The following is a 25,669-nucleotide window of genomic DNA, read 5'->3' as shown; positions in this document are numbered from 1 at the left end:
ATAAGGAGCCTTTTTATGACGACTCGCATCTACTTTGCTTCCAATAGTCTCGGTCATGTCTCGGAGCCCGATCTGCAACGGGCACTTGATCATTTCAATCTCGGGGAATTAGTCCATTTTCACCGGACAGCTGAAGGGGTGATGGGGCAAACCCTGCTCGTTCAAACTACGCTAGGCGAGTTTATTCTGAAGGGCAATCCGTTGTACAACGGACAGTTTCAAGAAGAGCAATTCTTCGTGGAGCAACTGGCGGCGCGCACTACCATTCCTGTGCCTGTTCCCTATCGGATTCAGGAGGACACGCAGCTACTGGGCTGGAGTTACGTAATCATGCCCAAGTTGCCTGGAAACCATCTATATGATCCTGTTTTCCAAGCGACTCTAACTTCACAAGATCATAAAGACATTACAGATGTACTGGCTGAAACGTTAGCCGAGTTGCATCACTGGAAAGTTCCGGATGCCGGAGAATACGATCCTGTGGCAGACAAAATCATGCCTTTTGCCGGCTCGTATCTGGACTGGCTGTACGGAAGCATCCGCCACTGGTTACATGATGCGGAGAAGTACTCCGTGATTACTGACGATGATGTATGCTGGGTGGATGAGCAATTGAGACAGTCCGAATCTGCTTTTTTAGTCTCGACGGTTCATGAATTTGTCATGGGAGATTTTAAAGTTGAGAACTTTCTTATCCAAAAAACAGATCCGCCTGCATCCTCTTGGAGAATCAGTGGATTATTTGATTTTACGACTGCTTATTTCGGCGATGGCACAGCCGATCTGACGAAAATGACTGCGAGATACCTCCGGGCAGACCGGCCTGATCTGGCTGCGAGATTTCTTCATTCTTACCGGGAAAAGGTCTGTGCAGACGATGTGGAAAAATGTAAACATTTTCGTTCACGCCTTCTGATTCACCTATTGTATCAACGTATTCTATGGTGGGGTGAGGCGAAGGCGACCGGACAAGTGACCTGGGAAGCTGATCTACCTTTTGCTCCGTGGGCAGAGCGGTATATCGAGAAGGTACTCTCTTTGCTGGACTGAACGTTCTGATTGTAAGACAAGCATGCGGCTTGTAGGTGCTAAAGGAATCCGTGACTACCAGATGATATATAAATAACAACTTCATGTGATTGACTTGAAACAAAAATAGCCAGTGATCACAAGGATCACTGGCTATTATTTGTTGCTCTATAGTAGACTCCATGTCTGTATGAGCTACCTCTTGTCACCCTCATACGAATGATCCACTGAAGTCTATGGTGATCAAATGATTCAAATTAAACTTGTGCAACAGGAGTCTCTTGATGCTTTTGTAAAAACTCTACCATTTTACGATAAACTAATATTTCATTTGTTTTTCTGGAGAAACCATGGCCCTCATCATCCAATACAATGTACTCCACGTCTACACCTTTTTCCTGCAGTGCGGCTACGATCTGGTCGGATTCAGCCTTGACCACCCTTGGATCGTTAGCCCCTTGAATGACTAGCATCGGGTTTACCATCTGATCCAGATACGTAATCGGGGAATCTTTGGTTAAGCGTTCACGGTCACGTACCGGATCACCTAGCCATCTGTCCATCATTGGCTTCCAATCCTCCGGTACAGATTCCAGAAAAGTAAACAGATTGCTTGGGCCAAAGATATCAACTGCTGCACGGAACAGCTCTGGATGACGACCTGCAAGTAGCAGCGTCATGTAACCTCCATAACTACCGCCTATCACAAATAAACGCTCTGGCGAGCTAATCCCCTGATCAAACAACCACCCAATGCCTGCAACACAGTCCAGTCTCGGTCCTTTGCCCCAATCCCGATTAACCATCTTCACGAATTCAGCACCATATCCCGTGCTACCCCGGAAGTTCGGAGCGAAGATATTGTACCCTTGTGCAAGCAACAACTGAAACATCGGACGGAAAAACTTGGCTTCCGATGCCTGTGGCCCGCCATGTGGCCAGAATACACTGTATCCGTTCGCCTGCTCCGGCTTCGCTTTGAACAGCAATGCTTCAATCTCCAGCCCGTCATAGGAATGGTATCGCACGACATCTGGATATACGAGATCATCCGGGTTCAGACCTGTTACTCGATTGGCCGTTAACGGCTCCCAGGACTCACTATCTGCAACAAGTCGATAGATATTATGCGGCTGCACAGCACCACGTCCGAGAATATACACGTTACCGGATTTAGTCACGTTCACCTGTTCAATCGTATCGAGTGGCATGTCCATGCGGCGAGGTTTTCCAGCACCTTTTTCCAGCGCATACATGTGATACTCCGGCCCGGTCAGTGTCCAGATATATAACGTTTCAGTTGCCTCATGCCAGCGGATTTCATCTACATCTTCACCCTCAATATGACACAACGCACGGAATTCTCCCGTATCTATGACATACTCAGCTACATAGGCATATGCCGAATTATCGTTGGTAATCAGCAACAAACGGTCATTACCTGCAAATAGAACATATGGAACCTGACTCTGCCGCTCCGTAACCGGTACTATGGCATGAGATTCCCCGTTCCGGTGCAGATGAGCAGTCTGATACGTATTGGAGTACATTTTCAAAATAACATAGGCTTCTTCATTGGGACTTACCGCAATCAGGCTGCTGGTTACCTCTTCTCCCTGATACAAAAGCTTGTCTTCCCCAGTCTCCAGGTCACGAAGGCGTGCATTCATATAATTAGGATTGCCTGAACTGGTGTTATAATATAACCGTTTTCCGTCCTCAGATAAATGAGCATAATAACAGCGGTCATTCGGATCAGCTGGGACAATCGGAAGCGGAACTCCCCCCTCCGGTGGCAACGCATAGAGGTGATAGTTTTCGTTCCCATCTCGATCAAAAGCGGTAAGAAGATGACGCCCTTGCGGATCAGCTTTAATAAATTGACTGCTTTGGTTCAAATACGTCAGTGGATACGGATACCCTCCCGGCAAGTCCATCGCCCAGATATTCGGCTGACCATTCAGGTTGCTATCCATATACAACTTTTTCTCATCCGCTGATACGGCAAAATGCGAAATACGATACGTCTGGAAATACTGCTCTACATCCGGTTCCGGAAACTGAATCATGACAAACCTCCTTAAGATTAAACCCATGAATTTAACATTGGTAAATTAAGGTTCCATTTGTCCAGTTTATCGTTTATTCCATTGTTTTCACAATAGATATGTGAGCTTTAATTCCATTTATTTTTTATTTGTGCATACCTCATGAATAAAAGGTCATATGCGGTTTAGCCTCACGATAATAGTCCAACCGCTTCTTCAAGCTGCCTGTATGTAGTTCAAATAGATGCCCGTCCGGGTCTGTAAAATAAACCGATCTCCCATCCCGCTCATCTCTCGCTCTTCCTGGAATAATATCGGCTCCTGCAGCTCGCAGTTGCTCCACGGATGCGTCAAACTCTTCTTCTTTTACCGTAAATGCAATATGGGTATAGGTTCGTTCCGTATAATTCCGAAGCACATCCTCCTGATTCAAAGCAATCCAGAGGCTCGCCAGTTCGAAGTAGGCCAGTTTGCGTCCTTTCACCTGAATTCGGGCACCGAGAGCCTGCTCAAAGAACGTAATAGATCGCTCCAGATTCGATACGGAAAAGCACAAATGATTAATTCCCTGAATGTTCATAGGGCTCCTGACACCTCCATCAAATTTAAAGGGTTACTCCCTTATTATGGTATATATTTTCGGTAGAACACAAGCTTATAGCACGGCCAAACTGCATCTTTTTCGGGATGAATGCATAGGGTAGGCTTATCAAGGAACGTTCGAGGAGGATATACAAACCATGAACCCTGTCTATCCATTTTACGGTGAGAAGACGGTATGCAAACCACAGAAGTTAGCTTTTCCGCCCCAGCATCAGGATCAGCAGCCCGGTCTGGAATCGCTGATGGTGCCCGAACCGATCAGTGAAGATCCTGCTTATATTGGCAGCTGCAAGCTCCAAGGCAAGGTTGCGATTATTACGGGCGGCGATAGCGGCATCGGGCGAGCGGCGGCGATTGCTTTTGCCAAAGAAGGTGCAGACGTTGTCATCGCTTATCTATATGAACGAACCGACGCGGAATGGACACGAGATCGGATCGTGGAGCTGGGTCAGCGCTGTCTGCTCATCGAAACAGACCTGCGGCTAAAACCAAACTGCGAAGCGGTCATTCGCAAGACCATCGAAACGTTCGGGAAAATCGATATACTGGTCAACAACCACGCCGTGCAGTATGTACAGCAGAGTATTGTCGACATCACCGAGGAGCAACTCTATCATACGTTTCAAACGAATGTGTTCTCGTATTTCTTCCTGATCCAGGCTGCCCTTCCCCATCTGTGCCAAGGAGCGTCCATCATCAACACTGCCTCCATTACGGCCTACAAAGGTGACGTGCGGCTAATCGATTATTCATCGACCAAAGGCGCTGTCGTCTCCCTCACCCGTGTACTCTCCCAATCGCTGGCTGACAAAGGCATTCGTGTAAACGCCGTGGCTCCGGGGCCCATCTGGACTCCGCTTATTCCAGCCAGCTTCTCGGCTGAAGATGTGCAGGTGTTCGGCACCGATACACCTATGGGCCGAGCAGGTCAACCTTACGAGCTAGCTGCAGCCTATGTCTATTTGGCTTCACGCGATTCCTCCTATGTCACGGGCGAATGTATCCATGTCAATGGCGGCGATATGGTGACAACGTAAGGGCTACTGGCATGAGTATATGTACATTCAAACGGCTTTGCTTATATTCTATGTTCTTGCCCCATGATGTCAGGTTGGATTTGGATGTTTTGGCAGGAGATTGGCTTGTCGGTTGCGAAAAGGGTTAGAAGCTACACTCCGGTTAACCAACGGAATCTGACATCTCGTGACAAGGAGCTGATTGACGAATGAACTTTGATCCCCTCTACCAACCTTATTCCTCGTACCGTGTGCCGGTATACGCCAAGCAAGGCATGGTGGCTACGTCGCAGCCACTTGCTGCACAGGCTGGTCTGGATGTGTTGAAACAAGGCGGCAATGCGATTGATGCCGCCATCGCCACAGCGGCAGCACTCACCGTGCTGGAGCCGACCTCCAATGGCATTGGTGGCGATGCTTTTGCCCTCGTGTGGACGGAGGGCAAGCTGCATGGCCTGAATGCCAGTGGACCTGCGCCTCAGAGCATTTCGATTGAGGCGCTACAGGCGGCAGGTTATACGGAGATGCCGAAGCTGGGGGTTGTGCCGGTGACGGTGCCTGGCGCACCGGCGGGTTGGGCGGAGCTGAGCCGTCGGTTTGGACGGCTCACGCTGGCGCAAGTGCTGGAACCGGCCATCCGCTATGCGGAGGAAGGTTATCCGCTTGCGCCGGGGCTGGCCCGCCACTGGGCACGGGCAGCCGAGATCTATGCACGCCAGGGCGATGCGGAAGCAGGGCGTGCGTGGTTTGAGACATTTGCCCCTGACGGGCGTGCACCCGCGGCGGGGGAAATGTGGCGCTCGCCGGGCCATGCGGCTACGTTGCGCCGGATTGGCGAGAGCGAAGCGCGAGACTTTTACGAAGGAGAACTGTCGGAACGCATTCATGCTTTTATGGCAGAACACGGCGGTTACCTGACACGAGATGACCTGAAGGCTTTTCAGCCGGAATGGGTTGATCCGATCTCCGTTTCCTACCGGGGTTATGATGTATGGGAGATTCCGCCGAACGGGCAAGGACTCATTGCCCTATCCGCACTCAATCTACTGAAGGGATTCGACTTCGCCGAGAAGGAATCCGTCCTCAGTTATCACCGGCAGCTGGAAGCGATGAAACTGGCTTTTGCCGATGGAGAAAAATACATTACGGAAGAACGAAAAATGGGCGTATCCGTGGAGGATTTGCTGTCCGAAGCCTACGCGGCAGAACGGCGCAAGCTGATTGGCGATACCGCACGTGCGCCCGAGGCAGGCGATCCACGCGGAAGCGGAACCGTTTATCTGGCTGCGGCAGACGGCCAAGGTAATATGGTTTCTTTTATCCAGAGTAACTATATGGGCTTTGGTTCAGGGCTGGTTGTGCCAGGTACAGGCATTGCACTCCAGAACCGCGGACATAACTTCTCGCTGGACCCGCAACATGCGAATGCACTGGAGCCGGGTAAACGCACGTATCATACGATTATCCCCGGATTCCTCACCCAAGGCAGTGAAGCGGTCGGACCATTCGGGGTCATGGGCGGTTTCATGCAACCTCAGGGTCATGTGCAGGTCATTATGAATACGATTGATCATCATCTGAATCCGCAAGCCGCTCTCGATTCACCTCGCTGGCAGTGGATTAAAGACAAAACGATACTGGTCGAGCAAGGCTTCCCTTCTCACGTTGCCCAAGCGCTGGCTCGCAGAGGACATAATATCCAAACAGAGCTCGATTCGTCCCAATTCGGACGGGGGCAGATCATCTGGCGCAACCCGGACACAGGTGTGTTATGCGGCGGAACGGAAAGTCGGACGGACGGCTCGATTGCGGCGTGGTAGGAAATCCATAACGTGATGAATGTAAAGGTTGAGCAAGGCAAGGCAATGTAAAGCAAAGCAGAGCAGAGTAGGATTCTCGCTCTACTTTGCTTTTTTTGTTTTTTTACGGCATCACGATGCCAACTCATAAGTTCTTATAAGAATGATTAAACAACATAATTGTAAAAACTATGTATAATTCATGAAATAGATTTATATTTCTGTAAATTTTCATTAGAGATCGTAAAAAAACGGATTTTTTCACCGATATAGATAAAGGGAAAAACTCGTTGCATAGATGATTGGGGTTCATCCATCTTCCAGTATATTTCCAGAATTATTACATAAGAAACTTACAGAAATGAGGGCATTTCACATGAAAACAACGATGTTCATCCGTTTAGGGCTCACCATGCTTCTGGCCCTGACACTGATCATGTTAGCTGCTTGTTCAACCGGCTCTAAAACAGCAACCACTGACGTAAAGACCAGAGTGGGAATTGTACTTACAGAGGTCGGTCTGGGAGACCGATCTTTTAATGATGCGGCTTTTAACGGACTGGTCAAGGCGAGAGACGAGAAAAGCATTGTTTTTGACTATCGTGAACCAAGCAAGGAGTTAACTGCAGAAGCTTCGTTTGAGGAATTTTCCAAAGACAAATTTGATCTTATTATTGGACTCAGCGATACCGTAAAAGCAGATATGGAAAAGGTCGCTGCCAAATATCCTGACCAGCAATTCCTTCTGATCGATAGTACGTCTGAGCTGCCTAACATCGCTTCCATTTCATTTCGTGCAGAGGAAGGCAGCTATCTGGCAGGTGTAATTGCAGGCATGGCTTCCAAGGAGAAACATGTCGGTTTCTTGGGCGGAATGGAAATTCCCGTACTCAAAAATTTTGAACAAGGTTTCAAACAGGGTGTGCTGGCTGTTAATCCGGAAGCCGTTGTAGATATTGTGTATGCCGGTGATTTTGGAAATGCCGATCTGGGTAAGCAGCTTGCGGAGCAAATGATTCAGGAGAAAGGTGCTGACGTGATTTATGTAGCCGCTGGTCTTACCGGTGTCGGCGCACTGAATGAGATTCAATCCCTCGGCAAATACGCCATTGGTGTTGATACGGATCAATTCTTTTTGGCGGAAAAAGCAATTCTTACATCTATGCTGAAAAATGTAGATGTCTCCATTTACAACGCCGTGAAGTCTTTTATCGAGAACAAACATACCTTCCCGAAAAAGGAAATCGTAGAGGGTCTCGCCGAGAATGCTGTAGGCTTAACTGCACTGCATAACATCACGCTGAGTGATGAACAACAGCGGATTTTCGATGATCTGAAAGCCAAAATTTCTTCGGGTCAAACCAAAATCACAGTGAATCCATAACCCAAGATTCGAGGAGGCTCGCATATGAAACTACAGGGAAAACTTATTGTCAATGCTCTGATCTCACTGCTTCTATGCCTTGCGCTGGTCGCTTATATTATTATGGAACTGCTTAGTATGAATGCAAAAAATCAAAATCTGGTACCTGCGATGCTCAAGGTAAGCGAGCTGAACTCCAACCAGATTCAGACCCAGCAGGCACTGGATGTCTATTCCTTCTCGATGACTGCCGGCAATCAGGAAGCTGTAATGCTTCTTTTAAAAGAAGGCCAAGCCATGATTAAGGAACTCACGGGTGGCTTGTTAGAAACGGATCAGGAGCTGCAGCTCATCCAAACGGTTCAAACGAAGCTGCAAGCACTGGATCAAGGTGCAACCCAAGCAATGAGCAATATGGACAGTGCAGAGGCCAAACGTTACAGTGCACGGGTTCGAGGCATACAAAATGACATTTACTCACTGAATGAGATAACGCGGGAGCGCTACACTCAATATACGCTCGATCTGGAAAGTGGCATCCAGCAGACATGGCAGATTGCCCTTGGCGGGGCTGCCCTTTTGTTCATCGCGGTCATGCTGTTTAACATGTATACTTCACGTCAGATAGCCAAACGTATTCGTCTGATCAAGGATGCTGCCGGGCATATCGCCAGTGGTGACCTGTCCCAAACGCTACCGGAACCTCGGGGGAAAGATGAACTGGATGATCTGAGCCGTTCTTTTGGGCAAATGACGAATAATATTCGCGGAATCATCCAATCCATTGACACGGCGGGGCAACGAGTCGATCAGATGGCTCAGGATATTGATCGCGGTAATGATACGGTGCAAGCCATCGTACAGCAGGTGTCACGTACCACAGAAGAGCTCTCCGTTGGCAGTCAAAAAATTGCGGAAGATCTTAGCGAAACGGTTATGGTCGTAGACAAGATGCAGTCTACCTTTAATCATAATCTGGAGGCCACTGCCCAATCTGCCAAGGATGGACGCGATGTTCTAACCACAGTGGAAGAGGGAAACAAGGCGATTGAAGAACAGTTGCGACTCGCCGAAGTAAATCGCCATGCCATGTCCGAAGTGGAACAGACCGTGCTGGAGCTGGAAGAGAGCGCGGCTCGCATTACAACGATGACGGGATATGTATCCGAGATTGCCAAACAAACCACCATGCTCTCCCTGAACGCTTCCATTGAAGCTGCACGTGCCGGGGAAGCCGGACGCGGATTCGCTGTTGTGGCAGGTGAAGTGAACAAACTGGCGGAACAGTCTGCTCAATCGGTCAAACATATCTATGCCGCCGTTAACGAGATTACAGCCTCAATGGAAAAAGTAAAAAGTTCCGTGGTGCAAAGCATGCAACTCTTTGGGGAACAGGAGCACGCCACCGGTCAGACTCAACAATCCTTCTCGGCGATTCGCGAGAGTGTGGAGCGCATCAGCGAAGGCATTCAGCAGCTTGCAGAGGACATGTCACAATCCAACAAACTTAGTTCACAGGTGCAACAGGCGATTGAAAACATCAGTGCCATCACCGAGCAATCTGCAGCCAGCAGTGAAGAAATCACTGCTTCCACCGCAGAACAACAACGTTCTTTCTCCGAAGCCAGTATCAAGGTCAAGTCACTTCGTGATATCAGTGCTGAGATGCATCAGGAACTCCAGCGTTTCCGTCTGTAAGAGGAGTCCACGAGATGTGTGTACCTGTAGTAAAGTAATCAATGAAGCTGCAGTATGCACGCGGAGTATGAGGATTATGTGAGCGAAAAGTGAGTGAAAATTAAATTTTATCCTAACGATCTCAGATGAGCTTATTTGCATGATTCTGAGTCGTTTGAAATTCTAACGATCCCCAGAGAGCTTATTTGGGCCAAAGTGGAGGGAAATGTCTCCTTTTTATAATAAATGATTGAAATAAGGTTCCCTGTGGACCAATGTCAAGAAAGTAGACACTTACGCGACGGATTTGTCCGTAAACTTCTTCGCAAAACGAGTAGGGGAAAGATAACCTAGCGCACCATGCATTCGCTTGCGGTTGTAATAGAACTCAATGTACTGGTAAATGGCGTTATACGCCTCTTCTGGATTCTTAAAACGAGGGTTACAGTAAATGAGTTCCTTCTTCAAAATACTGTGCCAAGACTCGATACATGCGTTATCGTAACAGTTTCCTCGGCGGCTCATACTGAGCTCCATACCATACGATTTCAGTTGCTCCACGTATTCTTTTGACGTGTACTGTGAGCCACGATCCGAGTGATGGAGCAATCCTGGAGCGGGGCGTTTGGCCTGGTAAGCATCTTTCAATGCATCTAACACCAAGCTCGTTTCCATATGGTTGTACAGGCGCCAGCCCACAATCTCACGCGTACACAAATCCAGAACACTGGCGAGATATAACCGGCCTCCACGGCAGGGAATGTAGGTGATATCGGTGACCCATGCAGTGTTCGGTTTGGACGTTTGAAATTGCTGGTTCAGCGTATTGGGTGCAATGGGATGATGATGGTTAGAATCCGTGGTCTGGACACGATACCGAGGACTGTGCACGGAACGAAGATTCATTTGACGCATGTATATACTGACGGTACGGGAAGAAATTTTGTATCCTTCCAGATGGAGCGCATACGTAATTTTCGGACTCCCACACCGCTTCTGGTGGTCGTAGAAATGAAACCGAATACGCTTCATGATTTCAGTTCTCCGGCGCTGTTGCTTACTGGTTAGATCCATCCGCCACTTGTAATATCCGCTCCGTGACACGTGTAACAGAGTGCACATCTTCTCCAAAGAAAACAGGGAGCGATGGTCTTCCACAAACTGAAATCTTAATTCTTTGGTTTGCTGAAGATGTGCACTGCTTTTTTTACAATAGCCAGTTCCTCTTGCGTGTCCGCAAGCGTATGCTCTTTCTCTTGAAGTAACCGGCGCATTTCTTTAAGCTCTGCTTCCAGTTCTTTCACTCGATCTACGCTAGCTACGGGCTCATGTTTAAGTTCACGATACTTGCCCATCCACTGGTGTAATGTACTTTTTGGAATGTTGAGTTCTTCTGCCAAGTCTCCGAGTGTCTTGGTCTGTTCTTGAATAAATTTTACCGTTTGTTTCTTGAATTCTTCATTGTATCGTTGCCGTTGTTCTCCCATGTGGACACACCTCCGTTAGCCTTATTATCCTTCCGTCCGTTAACGGGTGTCCACTTTTTATTCTAGCTCCACTGAGATCGTTAGAAAATAAAACGGGTGAATACGTGCCCAATAAGGTTTCTCATGATCGTTAGAAATGTTCACCCCGAAAAAGAATGCAGATCGGCACTAAGAAACGTTGTTCCGTCAACACTTGAATAGGCAGTAGGTCATGTTAGTGAGTTGGAACGATAGAATGTGCGATGGTCAGGTTAATCAAGTTGGGCTGATGAATGTGCAATGGGTGGGTAGATGAGTTGGGTAGATACTGTAACAATGTTTCCAAATGGGTGGTTCGGTGCTTTCAATAAAAAACGATATAGATTGTTTTTTATTTATAAATTCACTTTATATGAGAAAGGAGCCCCTCGAGATGATGGCGGGCTCCTTTTTCATATGTTTATACTTTCATGTGATAGGTATTTAAACATTATCGCTTCCGTATGATCCTGCACGCTGGATTGAACACACCTCTACAGTGCATCGATAATATCTCCTGCCAGCAAGGAGGATGGATCGCCTCGCCGCAATGCTGCCCGTTCGGCAGCCTGTCCGTGCAGGTATACACCGAACGCGGCGGCTTGTTCCGCGCCTAGCCCTTGAGCAAGCAGACCGGCGATGATGCCGGTCAACACGTCACCGGCACCGCCTGTTGCCATGCCGGCGTGGCCGGTGGTGTTGATGTACGCCTCGCCGGAAGGCGTTGCGATGACCGTTCGTGCTCCTTTGAGCACAAGGGTCACGCCCTGCTCGCGGGCGTACCGTGCAGCGTGTCCAATTCGGTCACGCTGCACTTCGGGGGTCGACATGCGCAGCAGTCGGCCCATCTCGCCAGGGTGCGGCGTCAGTATGGTCGCCGCACTGCGCTGGCCCCAGGTGCGTGGCCCATCTGGGCCTGCATCTGCCAGCATGTTGAGGGCGTCCGCGTCGATGACGAGCGGACGATCCGTCTGTTGCCACAGACGGCGCAGCCAGTCGGTGTCGCCTTCGAAGCGACCAAGGCCCGGGCCGGTCGCAAGCACGTCGCGGCTCTCCGCAAGGCGCAGCACCGCTGCGGCGGAAGCCGCGTTCCATTCGCCGCTGGCGCCATCGGCTGCAGCGGCGAGCATCAGCTCAGGCACGTTGCCGATGACATGCGGCAACAGTGCCGCGGGCAGCGCCCATGTGGCGAGCCCGCAACCTGCGCGTAGCGCGGCTTTGGCCGAGAGCAGGCCAGCGCCGCTCATCGGCATGCTTCCTGCGGCCAGCAATACATGGCCGTAGGTGCCCTTATGGCCGTCCGGTGCCCGGCGACGGCCTGTGTCCACGCGCAGCGCACCCCGCAGCACCTCGTCCGTTAGCAAACGGACCGAGGGGCCATGCTCTGGCGCAAGGCGCGCGGGAATGCCGATGGCGCGCACAACGATGCGCCCCGCGGCAGAAGCGCCCGGGTACTGTACCAGACCACGCTTAAGCAGCGCAAGGCATACCGTCACCCGGGCTTCAATGCACGGCTCGTACACCTCACCGGTGTCGGCGTCCAGCCCGCTTGGCACATCGGCGGATACGACTGGCTTACCGCTGTCGTTCGCCGCGCGAATCAGCGCCGCGTATGCTCCGCGCGGCGCACCACGCGAGCCGGTGCCCAGTAGCGCATCGACGATGCCTGTGCACCGGCTAAAGTCCACGGCTTCGCGCCCGTGGACAATGGCAGGGATGCCGAGCTTCGCGGCGGCATCCCGTTGCACTGCGGCTTCGCCCCGCAGTGCCTCCGGGGCATCGGCGTAGACTAACGTCACGCCCAGCCCCGCTTCAACCAAATGGCGCGCCGCAACCAGCCCGTCGCCGCCATTGTTGCCCTTGCCGATCAGCATGTACCAATGCTGATCACCGGGATGCGCCATCACCAGCGCCGGATCGGCGATGATGTCACCCCCGTAACCTACGCGGTCGCCGGGCCCGGTATGTGCCCGTAACGCCTCTTTTCGCTGGCCGCGATCAGGCCAGCCACCCCCACCTTCACCAATGTTTCTGTGCCGTGCTTCATCACTTTCAGCATGACTGCCTTCACCCCAGCCACGATCACCCCGACTGCCATCCTCTTGCCATTCCCGGCACAGCTTGATAACTTCCTCGGCGATAGCTCTGCCTGCATTCTCCATCAGACTGGCCGCAGGAATACCAAGCTGCTGAATCGTATACTCGTCCACAGCCCGCATCTGATCAGCGGTTACGATAAACAACACTCATCCCTCCCCGGTCGTGTTATGAATAACACTGCTTAGAGCATCACACTCATGGGTATTCCATTCTCATAAGTTTTCCATTGCCATTAGTTTCCCAATCTATCGTGTGTTACTCGTTTTCCGACCATTCGTGCCTTATGAGTTTTCAACCCATTCATGTCTCATTGGTTCTCCACTCACTCGTGGTTTGCGCCAAGGGCTTATCTGTCACATCTATAATTATCCCATTTGCTTATCTATCCTCAGTTAGTACCCCACCGTAAACCGCGCTTGAACAAATTGCGGATCATCCAGTTCGTCCACCAAAGCTGCGGCAAAATCACCTACAGAAATGCTGCTTTCGCCCAGATCATCTGTAATGACACGAGTCATGCCAATCCGGAATTGACCTGTTCTCCGCCCTGTCGTAATCGTTGCTGCCGGACTCATATACGTCCAGTGAATGTTGGATTCTTCCAAAAGCCCATAAGCATCCGCATGAGCCTGCGCAAGAGGTTTGATTTCCTCCGGGAATCCAGGGGTATTCATCAGCATTTCACCTGAATCGGTCATCAGACTACCTGCTCCGCCTACAACAACCAGACGCCCGGCATTCGCACGGCGCACGCCTTCGATCAGTGAACGCGTTACCTCCAGCAGTTCCTCTTCTTCGCCAAACTTCGGCCCGTAAGCACTCACTACCGCTTCTTGTCCCGCTGCAAAATCTGCAACCTGATCCGGGTTAAGCACATCTCCCTGCTCCACACGCAAGCGCTCATGCACCATCTCCACCTTGGACGGATCACGTACGACTGCTGTCACTTCATGACCACGATCCATCAATTCCCACAAAATCGTCTTACCAATCGCTCCTGTCGCTCCAAAAATAGTTACTTTCATATCTGAATCCCTCTTTTCTATCGATGTCATCTAAATAAGCTGTACCGTTATTTTAATACTTAATCCTGTTGTTATATACCTTAAACGGCTCACGCCATCTTAAACCGGATAAACCTACTTGTAAACTCGAATCTTCATCAGCGGAACCAACACCTCAGCTGAGCGTTTCTATTTCATTCGCATATTGTAGATTTCTTTATAAATGTTCTCCCAGGTTTCAACCCATTCTTCTCTCGTCTAATTAGATCCACGTACGCCAAAAAAGCCGCACGGGCGGCTTCCACATTTTATCTTGATCATCTTACCCTGGCTGAGTTACCTTGTTACGGGTTAGAAAATGAACCGACTTCGCCGCCCAGATTCGCTCCGCATACACCTCATGCTGAAGATCATCTATGATATGCAGTTCAAGTTGCCTGTCTTTCGCCTCTACAGGCTCCTTCCGCTTGAATATCTCCTGATATAAACGCTCCGTCTGTTCCACGGGGCAGAGCTGATCATTCCGTCCATGGACAAGCTGTAGATCTACTTCACACAATCCAGACGCATAGGTTAACGGGCTTCTCTCCCGCAGTGCGGATTCATCCTGTAACAATCCTCCAATTTCCATCTGCAAAAACGATCTTAGCTTCGCCCCACCATCAGCATACAAGCTGCTTAAGTCCGTAAACGGTGCGCAAGCCACAACGGCGCTCCACAGTTCCGGGTTTCTACCTGCCCCTAACAGCGCTAAATAAGCCCCATAACTGACGCCATACAGTGAAACTGCCGAATATGAACCCAAGACCTGCTCTCGAATAATCCGAATAACATCTGCATCCACACCGCCCCAATCATTCTGAATACGTTGCTTGTAATCAGAACCGAATCCTGAACTACCGGGATAATTCAGCCCAATCACCCTCACTCCAGCCTCACATAAACGCGCAATAACCGGACTGTAACTGTCCAGAAGGCAATTATGAGGCCCGCCGTGCAGATAGATGACTGCCTGTCCTTCACCTCCCGGATGGATATCCATATAAGGAATGAACTCATTCCCGTAACGCAGGTGTTTGTACTTGGTCTCCGGTTGCTGTACAAGATTACTCACAAGTGCATCCCCATGCCTGACCGAAAGTGGGGTAATGTCACCAAACGATTCAGATATTTTATACCTGGCGGGCACCGGGGCAGTCGTAATGGACTCGAATTTACCTATGAGACTCTGCTTGTCCTTGCTGTGAACCGCTTGCGTTAACGTTCCGGGATAGTCACACAGCTCAAATGTCTTTGTTCCATCCAGCGTGTACTGAACGTATTGCCACTTACCACGCCTTATTCCCTCGCATAAGATATGCTGTCGATCCACATCCAGCTGGATACGAATCAACTCAGAGAACGGCTCACTGTGCTCCAGACTACCTTGAACAACATTCTCCTGAACGCTCATCCAGCCAGGATAAAAACCATCTCCCGCCGGAATGCAGACAGCAATCTGATCACCCTGCTTGTCCATCACCGGATAAGCATATTCCTGATAAGGAATTTCCCGAGATGATCCGGTATCTTTCCCGTAAAAATATACTCTGCCAACCCCGCCTACATTAACACCAATCTCTCGCTCAGGCTTGGCCCAAAACACAAATTGCGGGTTATCCAGTTCTGGAGTAACCCACTCGGCTTTTTCCTTTACGGGATCGTACAGCCCGATCTGCACCGTTCCTGAACGATGCCGAACGGCAAAAAGCAGCAGGAGTTGTGCATCTTGCCAGGCAAACTGCATCACCGGAAACGGTAATTTTAGAGAGAGCGTTTGAATCATGCTTATGCGCTCCTGCTCTTTTTGAAATACATGAATCCATCTCTCCGTCTTCTCCAGGGTGATTGCCACCACTTGGTCTGTTCCGATGAATTGAACATGCTGTACAGTCTGGCCCCGTTCTGTCCAATGATCGGAAAGACAAAGCACACCTTGAACATCGCCAGCATCGTCAAGCCCACACCATTCACATGTCTGGTCGTCATAACACAAGACCATGCTTGTCCGCTCCCGGTTCACACTCATTCGGTTCAGGAATGCATTGCCCAACCGGATTCCCTCCCCTCATGCCAATGCTTGAATTGCTCCCAGGTATCAAGCTGTAGTCCCAGCTTGAGCGTAAGCTGATGCTGTGTGGCCGTTGCAGCAGGACTCTCTGTTCCCAAACTACTTAACGCTTGCCGGATCAAACGGATTTGCTTCAGATTGGTTGCTGGCAATCCCGCGATCAGAAGACGATACACCTCCGCAGCATGTTCCTCTTCCCCTTGCTGGATGAGCACGCCAGCCATTTCGATTGAACGTTGCAACAATTTGGAAGGAATTGAACCCGTCTTCATCCGTAACACTTGAATCAACATTTTGTATTCTAACTCCTGCTCGCCGAGTTGTTGATATACCGACATTTTTAATTGAAGTATATGCCCGAGCCAACCCGAGTACACACCTGTACAGAGCTTTTCGCCAGCTATTAGTGTCGTCTCGGCATCCATGAGAAGTCCTGCCCGGATCTGTAACCCTGCAATATTTAGAGCCGTTTGAATCTGAAAAACATGCCGATCCGGCCCTGGAGGAAGCTCACGAATACGCATCCCGGCTCGCTTCTCCAGTTCAATTGCACGTGAGATGTGGCCTTCCTGCATCTCAATTAATGCTTCACCGTTATCTAGTGCCGCCTCTTTTCCAATACGATAAACTTCGTCCAATTCCTCATGCTCCAGAACGGCCCGAGCGTGAGCATAACATTCTCTTGCCGCGTCATAATCATCCCCATTTTTGGTTAATAACTGACCCAGTTCAAACCATAGAATGGCCTGCTGCGAAGCTGATAATTGTTGGAATATGGCGTTTTGACTAAAAAAGCGAAAACAAGCCCTGTACCGCAGGTGATTATCCGATTTGCACAACAAAATCCAGGCCAGCCTGTTATATAGAGCCAATGCTTTACGTTGTTGTTTACCTTCCGCTTCATCGTGCCTACCAGCCATCCGCAACTGTTCATTTAACAAACGCCGGGTATGTTCCGGTGTATCTCTCACCAGAGAAATAGCCAGCCTCGATACATGTTGGGGAAGGTTAACACTCACGGGATATTGATGAAAAAATAACAATACGCTTACGTCCTTTAGTTTTTGACGATAGAGCAGATGATGTATGGCTCCCAAATCTGCAGGATGCAGACCGGAGACCACCTCAACCAAGATCCATTTCCGTGGCCCCGGTGCCCAGCCGGCTCGATGGAATCGGAGCAATGCATTTTTGCATGCCACCAGATCATCAATCGGGTGAACCGGGTTCAACTGATAAATGAATGGCAACGTGTGATACGTATCATCAAGCACAAGGCGAATCGCCTGATCCTGCCAATGCATACTTAACTTGCGTAGCTCTTGCTGCACAATATCCGAACGTCCTTCAACCACAAATAACCCTGGTTCGTGGCTCGCACGAAACCATGTACTTCTCAGATCATGATAGTCCGTACTTTCCAGCAAAACAGGTTTCATGAGGACTCCCTCTCTTTCCTGATCCGGCATACATGTATAAGTTCAGGCACCTGCTGTAAAGGCAATGCACTCATCAAGCGATAGCTCCCTTGATTGTTTGCATCAAGAGAAGCCTTAATCTGCTTTTCCGGGTCGGAACTGCACTGATGTAGAGCATAAGCAACAAGCCACCGTGCCCAGCCCTTGCGTTTTGCCGCAGGCATGGTGAATATATGTGACAGAAGGATGCTATCAAACTCATCACTTAACAGACAGCCTCCGATCTTCGTTCCTTCCAGTTCCACAAGTCCCGACCCTTCCAGTAAACGTCCATACAGCCCTTCATAGATATCATCCACTGCCTTGCGAGCAGCTTGGATTCCGGGGCAGGTTGGATCACTGCTTTGAAGCAAATGAGCCATAACTTCCTCTTGCCCTTCTGCAGGCAACCACTTCCCGTTCAGGTCCGGCATAACCGGAACAGAAATGTGCTTCAGATCACCGTAAAAGCGATATCGATGGGCAAGCACATCTGCCTTATACCCGAGCCTTTCCCATGGAAACGAGGCGGGTGCAGTTACATATATAGAGGAGTAGGACAACGTATCCAATAAGGATGTGATCCGTCCTTCCCAATATGCATGAGATGAAGCTTCACTCCATAAATCCATCATATATTGACCTTCCCCATGATCTATCAATAGCATGGAAGAGCTCGTTTCTCTTTTCCCAGGCTCACTGGCATAGTATCGACCCCCGACCTTGCCGGGTTCATGCTGACATTGTGGCAGGATATCAGCTATGGATGTTTGCATCATATACCTGCACCTCCCTGGTCTGGTCGAAGCCTGAATATACCATGGGTTCATGAGAAACCGCAGGATAAAATCGACGAAGCAGAAAAGAGTAAATCCCCATGTATCCCGTCATATAGTCCGGGGAGAATGATTCCATATCCTCCAGTGGCCACATCCAAAAGTCTTCCTGCACATCACTGCGAAGCATGTATAGACTCTGTGTATACTCTTTCAATTTGGCTTCGTATCTGCCAGGGAAACTCCGATTGGCCATGATCAAAAAGTCCCCGTTACCCGCGATCCCATGACACTGGCCGAAAGAAGCAAAAATGGTCGACTGGGCTACCGCATCCGCGGCCTGCTGACCAAGTCTGTAACATACCGGATCTTGCAGAACCTCGGCTGCAGTCAGTAAAAACCGTCCTATACCCGCCGAACCATTACACCAATGAACCCAGAGAGCATCCGGCTTTTCGGGGGAAGCAGGCCATAACCTCACCCCATTCTTGCCTTTGTAACTCGCATGTTCCAGCGTGTCCACAATGCGCTTCACCGCCGAATAATACTCGCCCTTCCCCGTCTGCTTCGCTAAAGCAAGCAAGAAATAACCGATCCCTGCCATGCCATGCGAAAACCCATACGAATGGTGGCTTTTTTTATCCGACTTGTCCTTCACTTCCCACATGCTCAGCCCGTCTTCTGTTCGCTTTTCCTGCTGTAAAATCATTTCACCGAGTTCATCAGCCCTTATCAAAAGTTCGGAACAACCTCCAAGATGATGTACCTCCATCAGCATTAATCCTAAACCTGCCGCTCCATGACTGATATTGGTTTGAACCGGGTCATGCCTCGTCATCTCCAAGGCCAGATTTTCAGCAATGCGAAGTAACGGTTTATCATCCAGCGCATCCGCTGTCTGTGCCAGTGCCCAAGGAACAGCCCCATAACCGAAATACAGGCTTTCTGGCGTTTCTCCGGGAACATAAGGCGTATGATTCAATATCCACTCCAATACTTCACGTGCATACTGATGATAATGTCTGTTCTGCGTAATCTGCCCAAGCTGATGAAAACCGTAGGCCATGCCCGTCCATCCAAAGTTGAAATTAGCCGGGTGAAACATCTTGCTCATCCTATTTTCGGGATATAACTGATGAGGATGATTAAAATCAAGAGATTGAACCAACTTGGTAGCCATAAGCTCGGCTTGATGAAGTACTTCTTCTGCCGTCATGCCTGCTTCATTCGCGCACGAAGATTGCTCGCTCCCTGTTAAATCTCCCTTAGCTTGTTCACACTTACGTATTAGCTGTTCACGTATTTCAGATAAATCATTATATCGTGCAGACATGATCTCGATCCCCAGACTTCCCAGCTCAAGAAGCTGTTTATCATTGAGATTGTCCAAATAGACTTGTCCAGCAGACAGATGAGACTGTCTGTATTTCAGATAAGGGTCCATGGAGGTTGCCATGTAATAATAAACGGCTCCCAGCGCGTAGAGATCATCGGAGTATTCCGATCGCTGACTGTGCTCTCTTCCTCGAAGCACATAACCAGGCGTGTGCCCTGTTAATGGTTTCACCTGACTTTTGCTATCTTTCACATAGGCTAACTCCAGATCGATCAACCGCACACTTCCGTCAAACATCACAACAATGTTATTCGGAGTTAAATCGTTGATGACAATGCCTCTATCGTGAAAATGTTCTACAATATCCAGAATATCTAAGCTGATTCGGTAAAATTCTGCCTGATGAATGCCATCGGCAGCTACATGTCTGCGGTGGACATGCTCGCGCAAGCTGATGCTCTCAAAGTATTCCAGAATCAGATATCGATTCCGTTCAGCACTGAACAGATCGATTGGCCGCGGAGTATACCCCGTATCCTTCATCAGATCAAGCACATGATACTCGTTATCCAGATAATCACGGGCAGAACGTCCGGCACCATCCACACGCATGAGATGAACCGCTTCTTTCATCACAGCTTGCTCATGCCGGGACGTGGAGACAAGAAATACGCCTCCTTTGCCCGATTTTTTGAGCACCCGCTTCACACGGATTTTACGTATTCCGAACTCATTGTTACTGGAATTATCGGGATTATTTACTGCCTCATTTTCTTTCTTCCACCCGGCCTGTATGCTCACCAGTTCTTCCGGCTCGTCTACCCACTCGGGCTTGTATCTGCCTGGTATTCTCCGGTCTTCCTCCAGTCTACCTTCCGGGTTCCGGATCGCATATACTTTTGCCCCAGAGTAACGATCATAATAGAACCGGTCTACAAAGGCTCCATAGCGATAAAATACACATGAACTTCCCCGATAAGCCCGATCTGTAGGGATCGCGGGGCCTTTAAGATCACCCGTACAAACATACATCTCCTCAAGCAATTGTATAAATTGTTCATCACTGCGTGCATAGATCGTCACACACTTCCCGGTCTGAGGTAGCGGTGTAGAACCATTGGATGTTTCAATTAACTTTAGCCCACTATTTACGACTTTCCACATCACACCATACGTTGTCAGAATGGGTGTAATCCTTCGTAGCAGTTCCGCTCCCTCTACAGGCACAACCGATAAATGAATCTTCCATCCCTGCGGGGGAAGTGTTAATCGGTCCGGTTTAAAACAAATCCAATGGCCGTCATTCGACCATTGGATGGATTCGGGTAGATCCCGGATTATATAATGCAAAGCGTTCTCATAGGCGTCCTTCTTTTCAGTCAGGCTTGCTGATTTCAATGAGAATCACTCCTTTTTTGAAGTAGAGTAAGAGGGGGAGGTACAATTATTTTAGTTTAGTAATGCGAAATCAAAGACTTATCTTACGAATCATTCAGTGGTTCGAGACGATGAAGAGTTCTAAGCCTCTACAACGATCGTTTGTGAGCTTGTCCAGCTGCACACTGTACACAAGCTAGTTTCCTCGAACATGTTGTTATCCTCTTCAACCTCCAGAGCCATCAAATCCTGTACAGATAAAATTTCCTTGTTTTCCATGATAAATTACCTCCCATTTGTCTCCCCCTCTTATAAACCAAATTCTACATAAAATTTTAAATTCCTTCTTTTTAATTGAATTTTTTTACAAAAATTATTTAAGAAACCCATATATAGTTGTAATACATGTCATAACCTTTGGTTTCCCCTTAAAAAAAGGAGTAATCTAACATCAAATCCCAGACGAAACGGACGATTTCCTGTGTGAGGTATGTCCTGCTCGATCTTCCCGAAAAGGTCTGACAAACAGGCTTGCCGTGCCCATAAAAATAACAAACATGCCGATTCCCATGTACACCCATGAAGGACTATAGGCTTCAATTAACCAACCTCCGAGTAACAAACCGAGCGGGTTACTAACACCACTCATAAGTACTCCCATACTATTCATGACACGTCCTCTTTTTTCTTCCGGTGTAGATAACAGAATGGAAGTGACTAACGGTACATTTACAAGAGCAAGCCCCAACATCAACAGGAAAGAGCAGGCAATGGCAAAGTACAAGTTAGGATACATCGGCATGAACAGCAAGCTTGCGCCCGAGATCAGATAACTGATTAGGAACCAATGGGCGAGTGACAGACGTTTGGCATATTTTCCACTAAGCAAAGAACCAACGATACTGCCAGCGGCAAAAGCAGATTGAAGCAACCCATATCCTTGTGGCCCGGCTTCAAGCACCATATTGGCAAAAATCGGCGTGAAGATATGTAGCGGGGCCCCTGCAAAATTGATAATGGCACCAAAGATAATACAACAGGCCAAAACTTTGTTTGAAAATAAAAAGGTAATCCCTTGCATGCTGTCTTTGACAAAACCTGAAAATCCTTTTTGTTTGACCACTTTGGTCACAGGGATACGAATGAAGGCAATAGCAAGTGCGGATAACAGAAAAGTGATCGCATAGATGAACAAGATGGATTGTACGGAGATAAAGGCAATTAAAATTCCCCCTAGAGCATAACCGAGCAGTTCTATCGTTTTGGAGGAGGAGTTCAATAGGGCATTGGCTGGAGCGAGTTGCTCAGTCGGTTTGGGCAGAATCGCCGGAATGACCGTCTGAGTGGCAGGGTTGAACATGAAACCGAGAATCGCAATGAGCAGATTGGCTACATAGATATGCCACGGAAGCATGCTACCCGTCAGAAATAGAATCGCTAAGATACAAGCAATAACGGCTCTCCATATGTCGGTCCAGATCAGCAATGGTTTCTTTGGCAGACGGTCACTGATCGTTGCAAGTGGAATACCCAGGAAAGCGTAGATCAAATAGGGAAGCATCGGAATTAGTGCCGCAGCAAGTGCGGATTCAGTTAACTGCAAGATGTACCACATCGTGGCCATGGAAAATAAAATCTGACCTGCACCTGAGACAAGCCTGCCTACCAGCAGCACTGTAAAGGAAGGTATTCGTAACACGGCAAGATAGCCGTCTTCGCCAGTCTTATTCGTTGTTTTCTGGTTCATTTCCATCGCCTCCAATCGGAATCTACCCACGCTCATCCCCTTGTTTTAATTGAGCAACCAGACCCGATTCTTGTATTCTTCGCTGCATTTTGGCTTTAACTTCTTCCAGCTCAGCTGTGTACTCCTGTAACTCGTGAAACAGTGTCTGGTGCGTGCGAATCCCTTCCCGAATCAGCATCGCTGTCGCATCTGAGCGGTTTTTGGCGAGTTCCAGAAATACCATTTGGTCGATCACATCAATCTCATCCTGACTTAATCGAACGGAAACTACCCCCTTGGTACCCGAAAGATTTTTAGCAGCCTGTTCCATTGATCGCTCGATCATTTGATTGAACTGTATTTTTTGATTTTTGTTCAACATATTTCCTCCATATTTTATAATCTGTAATTTGTAAATCGTAAATTGTATTTATTTTACATTATCATGTAAAAATATGGTTGTAAAGCAAAAAACCTTTGGTTTCCCAAAGGTTTGCGGTAACTATTTTTGTTGAACCTGCTGTATTGGCGGTTTCCGGTTTATACTTTATTCCCCCTGCCTCCACCACATGCCTTCCGATTTCGGGCTTGTATATTCAAAGCCAAATTGAGCATACAAGCGATCCGCAGGAACATCAGCCAGTAGACTGACCAACCCCCTCGCAGGCACGGCTTCACGCAAATAGTTCATAATTTCGATCATGATCAGTTTCCCATAGCCCTTCCCCTGAAGATCAGGATGCACTGCAATATCGACCACTTGAAAAAAACAACCACCATCCCCAATGACACGTCCCATCCCGATGAGAACGTCGGCTTCTCGCAAACACACCGCAAATAAACTGCGAGGCAGCCCTATCTCAGCCCCCTCCCGGCTCATCGGACTCAGCCCCGCAATCTGCCGCAGTGCCAAATATTCAACCGCAGCCGGCGGTGCATGTTCAATGTTCACCTCGTTCATCTGTTCCTCCCCTTTCTGATCTTGTATCTTATTGACCTGCATCAAACGCGTGGATATTTATGTTGATCTTCCTCTGTAATTTCCCTGATCACCCTGCATGGATTCCCAGCAGCAACAACGCCGGCAGGAATAGATTTTGTAACTACACTTCCTGCACCAATAACGGTGTTATCCCCAATGGTGACCCCTGGCAGAACAGATACCCCTCCACCTATCCAAACATTATTTCCTACCGAGATGGGTAGAGCAACCTCCAAACCTTGATTTCGCTGTTCCGCGTCAAGAGGATGCTCAGGTGTATAAAAGCCGCAATTGGGCCCGATAAATACATAATCTCCGAAACTGATCTTGCCCGCATCCAGCATGACAGTATTATGATTGCAATAAAAATGGTCTCCAATTTCAATGTTATATCCCTGATCGCAATAAAATGGCTGCTCAATCAGAAATTTCTCCCCGGTTTTCGCAAAAAGCTTCTGAATCAGTATTTCTCTGTCTTTTAGATTACTTGGGCGAATCTGGTTATAGTCATAACACATTTCCTTCGCATACGTACGCTCTCGAATCAACTGTTTATCGTTATTATTATCGTAAAGCAAACCCCTCTGAGCCTTTTCTTTCTCTGTCCATTTCATGCTAATTTCCTCCAGAACCTGATTTCCTTTCATACAGATGTATCCTAACAAAAAACCAGGAATTCTCCAATTAAGAATGGATCTAACTGCTTGAATTCATCTACTTCCTGTGTAATAGTGAGAGAAGGCTTGCGTAAAAGCGTGTTTAGATACGTCAAGTTGGTTGTAAAGGAGGAAATGTTGTGTTTCAACGTTGGTTGGATAACCTGTCATCACATCCCGATGCTACGTTTATACTGCTTGGTGTTGTTGCATTGCTTCTGGCAGCTTATCTATGGTCAGCCACAGAAATTCGGCGAAGCCATGAAAGGCATATGCAGAGGATACGAGATACATTATACATAAGCACAGGCCTTTTGGGACTACTTACCATTTGGGAACAACGAAAATATGAAGATCCCGCACAGGAACATCATGAGTTGTTACAAGCAATGCAGGCCTGCAAAGCGGCCTCATGCCTCTCCCCGCAGCTTCAGGATCAGATTCGTGACTGCGTTAAAAATGAAGATCCCGCCAGGCTTGCTCTGATGCATAAAGCACTTGAACGGGAGTGCACTGCACTATCGGATGAATTCAGCCGAAATACATATTCGGTGCACTGGGGCAGTGCCATCTGGAACATTCTCAGGCCTGCAGCTGAACCTGCCGCACTCACGGCCACAGCACTTTTAATCGGATACCTGTTCTACACAGAGCGTATCACTAGTACCCCCGTAGATTCCTGGGATAACCTGTTACCATGGTTTCAGGCCATTTCCCTCATGCTTACGATACTATACGGTTACCTGCTTTGGTCCAGCCCCAAGCGTGGCACTTCAGGAGCTCTGGTCAAATGGCTATCACTCTTGATCGCACTCTGCTCTTTGCTTCATCTGATCGGACTTGCGGCGGCCCCTTATGCCCTTGCTCTGCAACTCATTCTGTTTGTCTCCGGATTCGGATTAACTGGATCACGCTCCCGCAGCGAGCGCCCATATGCCGGACATGCTGAAACAGATGAAAACAGTAGCAATAGCCGTATGACTACGCCAGTACATGGAGCTGTTGTAGAGGATTCCCCTCCCCCTGTGACACCTCGCAGATCTGTATCGGCGTCCGACTAGTTCACACAAAAATGGCTATCCCTAAGTCATCACGACGACAGGGA

22 protein-coding genes are annotated in these 25,669 nt (G+C 48.7%); 7 read left to right on the top strand and 15 right to left on the bottom strand.

Annotation, left to right across the window (positions count from 1 at the left end; genetic code table 11):
- The first annotated feature begins 15 nt into the window (after positions 1-15).
- The gene (locus MHI38_RS19045) at positions 16-1,050 is read left to right on the top strand and encodes a phosphotransferase (RefSeq protein WP_154891384.1); all 1,035 of its coding nucleotides are present in this window, start codon (positions 16-18) and stop codon (positions 1,048-1,050) included.
- 236 nt (positions 1,051-1,286) lie between these two features.
- Here MHI38_RS19045 and MHI38_RS19040 read toward each other — a convergent pair whose 3' ends face one another.
- Positions 1,287-3,098 carry a S9 family peptidase gene (locus tag MHI38_RS19040; protein WP_341181529.1) on the bottom strand — a complete coding sequence of 604 codons (1,812 nt, stop codon included), beginning with the start codon at positions 3,096-3,098 and terminating at the stop codon, positions 1,287-1,289.
- Between the two features lie 139 nt (positions 3,099-3,237).
- Positions 3,238-3,657 carry a metallothiol transferase FosB gene (fosB, locus tag MHI38_RS19035; protein WP_154891386.1) on the bottom strand — a complete coding sequence of 140 codons (420 nt, stop codon included), beginning with the start codon at positions 3,655-3,657 and terminating at the stop codon, positions 3,238-3,240.
- A 160-nt stretch (positions 3,658-3,817) separates the two neighbouring features.
- On the opposite strand from fosB, the gene MHI38_RS19030 reads away from it, so the two are divergent.
- The 5 genes from MHI38_RS19030 (at position 3,818) to MHI38_RS19010 (ending at position 9,556) form a co-directional block, all read left to right on the top strand.
- Positions 3,818-4,717: an SDR family oxidoreductase gene (locus MHI38_RS19030; RefSeq protein ID WP_341181528.1), complete on the top strand. Its 900-nt coding sequence runs from the start codon at positions 3,818-3,820 to the stop codon at positions 4,715-4,717.
- A 66-nt stretch (positions 4,718-4,783) separates the two neighbouring features.
- On the top strand, positions 4,784-4,909 hold the full coding sequence (locus MHI38_RS19025) for a hypothetical protein (RefSeq protein WP_341181527.1): 126 nt from the start codon (positions 4,784-4,786) through the stop codon (positions 4,907-4,909).
- Positions 4,906-6,516, top strand: a complete 1,611-nt coding sequence (locus MHI38_RS19020) for a gamma-glutamyltransferase family protein (RefSeq protein WP_341181526.1) — start codon at positions 4,906-4,908, stop codon at positions 6,514-6,516. The genes MHI38_RS19025 and MHI38_RS19020 overlap by 4 nt, the downstream gene beginning before the upstream one ends.
- Before the next feature lie 355 nt (positions 6,517-6,871).
- On the top strand, positions 6,872-7,879 hold the full coding sequence (locus MHI38_RS19015) for a BMP family lipoprotein (RefSeq protein ID WP_336121255.1): 1,008 nt from the start codon (positions 6,872-6,874) through the stop codon (positions 7,877-7,879).
- A 24-nt stretch (positions 7,880-7,903) separates the two neighbouring features.
- Entirely contained in the window at positions 7,904-9,556 is a 1,653-nt protein-coding gene (locus MHI38_RS19010; protein ID WP_336121256.1) for a methyl-accepting chemotaxis protein, read from the top strand.
- Positions 9,557-9,829: 273 nt separating this feature from the next.
- Here MHI38_RS19010 and MHI38_RS19005 read toward each other — a convergent pair whose 3' ends face one another.
- The 13 genes from MHI38_RS19005 to MHI38_RS18945 all read right to left on the bottom strand — a co-directional run bounded on the left by MHI38_RS19005 (position 9,830) and on the right by MHI38_RS18945 (position 24,522).
- Positions 9,830-10,693, bottom strand: coding sequence for an IS3 family transposase (locus MHI38_RS19005; RefSeq protein WP_341181302.1), 864 nt, complete (start codon positions 10,691-10,693; stop codon positions 9,830-9,832).
- An 11-nt stretch (positions 10,694-10,704) separates the two neighbouring features.
- Entirely contained in the window at positions 10,705-11,022 is a 318-nt protein-coding gene (locus MHI38_RS19000; protein ID WP_090921784.1) for a transposase, read from the bottom strand.
- Positions 11,023-11,534: 512 nt separating this feature from the next.
- On the bottom strand, positions 11,535-13,283 hold the full coding sequence (locus tag MHI38_RS18995) for an NAD(P)H-hydrate dehydratase (RefSeq protein ID WP_154891391.1): 1,749 nt from the start codon (positions 13,281-13,283) through the stop codon (positions 11,535-11,537).
- Positions 13,284-13,532: 249 nt separating this feature from the next.
- Positions 13,533-14,165, bottom strand: a complete 633-nt coding sequence (locus tag MHI38_RS18990) for an NAD(P)-dependent oxidoreductase (protein ID WP_090918666.1) — start codon at positions 14,163-14,165, stop codon at positions 13,533-13,535.
- Between the two features lie 301 nt (positions 14,166-14,466).
- Positions 14,467-16,236, bottom strand: a complete 1,770-nt coding sequence (locus tag MHI38_RS18985; protein ID WP_154891392.1) for an alpha/beta fold hydrolase — start codon at positions 16,234-16,236, stop codon at positions 14,467-14,469.
- On the bottom strand, positions 16,218-17,693 hold the full coding sequence (locus MHI38_RS18980; protein WP_154891393.1) for a hypothetical protein: 1,476 nt from the start codon (positions 17,691-17,693) through the stop codon (positions 16,218-16,220). Before MHI38_RS18980 ends, MHI38_RS18985 begins: the two co-directional genes overlap by 19 nt.
- Positions 17,690-18,490, bottom strand: a complete 801-nt coding sequence (locus tag MHI38_RS18975; RefSeq protein WP_154891394.1) for a hypothetical protein — start codon at positions 18,488-18,490, stop codon at positions 17,690-17,692. The genes MHI38_RS18980 and MHI38_RS18975 overlap by 4 nt, the downstream gene beginning before the upstream one ends.
- Positions 18,468-21,221: a lanthionine synthetase LanC family protein gene (locus tag MHI38_RS18970; RefSeq protein WP_154891395.1), complete on the bottom strand. Its 2,754-nt coding sequence runs from the start codon at positions 21,219-21,221 to the stop codon at positions 18,468-18,470. Before MHI38_RS18970 ends, MHI38_RS18975 begins: the two co-directional genes overlap by 23 nt.
- A 120-nt stretch (positions 21,222-21,341) precedes the next feature.
- Positions 21,342-21,479 (bottom strand): hypothetical protein, encoded by a 138-nt coding sequence (locus MHI38_RS18965; RefSeq protein ID WP_161556981.1) that lies wholly within the window; start codon positions 21,477-21,479, stop codon positions 21,342-21,344.
- A 172-nt stretch (positions 21,480-21,651) separates the two neighbouring features.
- The gene (locus MHI38_RS18960) at positions 21,652-22,947 is read right to left on the bottom strand and encodes an MFS transporter (RefSeq protein WP_186809799.1); all 1,296 of its coding nucleotides are present in this window, start codon (positions 22,945-22,947) and stop codon (positions 21,652-21,654) included.
- Between the two features lie 22 nt (positions 22,948-22,969).
- Positions 22,970-23,305 carry a hypothetical protein gene (locus MHI38_RS18955; RefSeq protein WP_186809800.1) on the bottom strand — a complete coding sequence of 112 codons (336 nt, stop codon included), beginning with the start codon at positions 23,303-23,305 and terminating at the stop codon, positions 22,970-22,972.
- 168 nt (positions 23,306-23,473) lie between these two features.
- Entirely contained in the window at positions 23,474-23,887 is a 414-nt protein-coding gene (locus tag MHI38_RS18950) for a GNAT family N-acetyltransferase (RefSeq protein WP_154891398.1), read from the bottom strand.
- Between the two features lie 41 nt (positions 23,888-23,928).
- On the bottom strand, positions 23,929-24,522 hold the full coding sequence (locus MHI38_RS18945; RefSeq protein ID WP_154891399.1) for a sugar O-acetyltransferase: 594 nt from the start codon (positions 24,520-24,522) through the stop codon (positions 23,929-23,931).
- 182 nt (positions 24,523-24,704) lie between these two features.
- Here MHI38_RS18945 and MHI38_RS18940 point away from each other — a divergent pair, with 182 nt between their 5' ends.
- Positions 24,705-25,625 (top strand): hypothetical protein, encoded by a 921-nt coding sequence (locus tag MHI38_RS18940; RefSeq protein WP_154891400.1) that lies wholly within the window; start codon positions 24,705-24,707, stop codon positions 25,623-25,625.
- Positions 25,626-25,669: the final 44 nt, after the last annotated feature.

Source organism: Paenibacillus sp. FSL K6-1558 (genome assembly GCF_038002565.1).
Classification (GTDB): Bacteria; Bacillota; Bacilli; order Paenibacillales; family Paenibacillaceae; genus Paenibacillus; species Paenibacillus polysaccharolyticus.
This window is presented reverse-complemented; position numbering and strand designations above follow the sequence as displayed.

What these genes read in the sequence shown, in the direction of transcription:
- MHI38_RS18980 (WP_154891393.1), bottom strand. Translation starts at nt 17,693, where the DNA reads ATGAAACCTGTTTTGCTGGAAAGTACGGACTATCATGATCTGAGAAGT.
- MHI38_RS19045 (WP_154891384.1), top strand. Translation starts at nt 16, where the DNA reads ATGACGACTCGCATCTACTTTGCTTCCAATAGTCTCGGTCATGTCTCG.
- MHI38_RS18975 (WP_154891394.1), bottom strand. Translation starts at nt 18,490, where the DNA reads ATGATGCAAACATCCATAGCTGATATCCTGCCACAATGTCAGCATGAA.
- MHI38_RS18960 (WP_186809799.1), bottom strand. Translation starts at nt 22,947, where the DNA reads ATGAACCAGAAAACAACGAATAAGACTGGCGAAGACGGCTATCTTGCC.
- MHI38_RS19040 (WP_341181529.1), bottom strand. Translation starts at nt 3,098, where the DNA reads ATGATTCAGTTTCCGGAACCGGATGTAGAGCAGTATTTCCAGACGTAT.
- MHI38_RS19000 (WP_090921784.1), bottom strand. Translation starts at nt 11,022, where the DNA reads ATGGGAGAACAACGGCAACGATACAATGAAGAATTCAAGAAACAAACG.
- MHI38_RS18990 (WP_090918666.1), bottom strand. Translation starts at nt 14,165, where the DNA reads ATGAAAGTAACTATTTTTGGAGCGACAGGAGCGATTGGTAAGACGATT.
- MHI38_RS18945 (WP_154891399.1), bottom strand. Translation starts at nt 24,522, where the DNA reads ATGAAATGGACAGAGAAAGAAAAGGCTCAGAGGGGTTTGCTTTACGAT.
- MHI38_RS19020 (WP_341181526.1), top strand. Translation starts at nt 4,906, where the DNA reads ATGAACTTTGATCCCCTCTACCAACCTTATTCCTCGTACCGTGTGCCG.
- MHI38_RS18950 (WP_154891398.1), bottom strand. Translation starts at nt 23,887, where the DNA reads ATGAACGAGGTGAACATTGAACATGCACCGCCGGCTGCGGTTGAATAT.
- MHI38_RS19010 (WP_336121256.1), top strand. Translation starts at nt 7,904, where the DNA reads ATGAAACTACAGGGAAAACTTATTGTCAATGCTCTGATCTCACTGCTT.
- fosB (WP_154891386.1), bottom strand. Translation starts at nt 3,657, where the DNA reads ATGAACATTCAGGGAATTAATCATTTGTGCTTTTCCGTATCGAATCTG.
- MHI38_RS19030 (WP_341181528.1), top strand. Translation starts at nt 3,818, where the DNA reads ATGAACCCTGTCTATCCATTTTACGGTGAGAAGACGGTATGCAAACCA.
- MHI38_RS19015 (WP_336121255.1), top strand. Translation starts at nt 6,872, where the DNA reads ATGAAAACAACGATGTTCATCCGTTTAGGGCTCACCATGCTTCTGGCC.
- MHI38_RS19025 (WP_341181527.1), top strand. Translation starts at nt 4,784, where the DNA reads ATGTCAGGTTGGATTTGGATGTTTTGGCAGGAGATTGGCTTGTCGGTT.
- MHI38_RS18965 (WP_161556981.1), bottom strand. Translation starts at nt 21,479, where the DNA reads ATGGAAAACAAGGAAATTTTATCTGTACAGGATTTGATGGCTCTGGAG.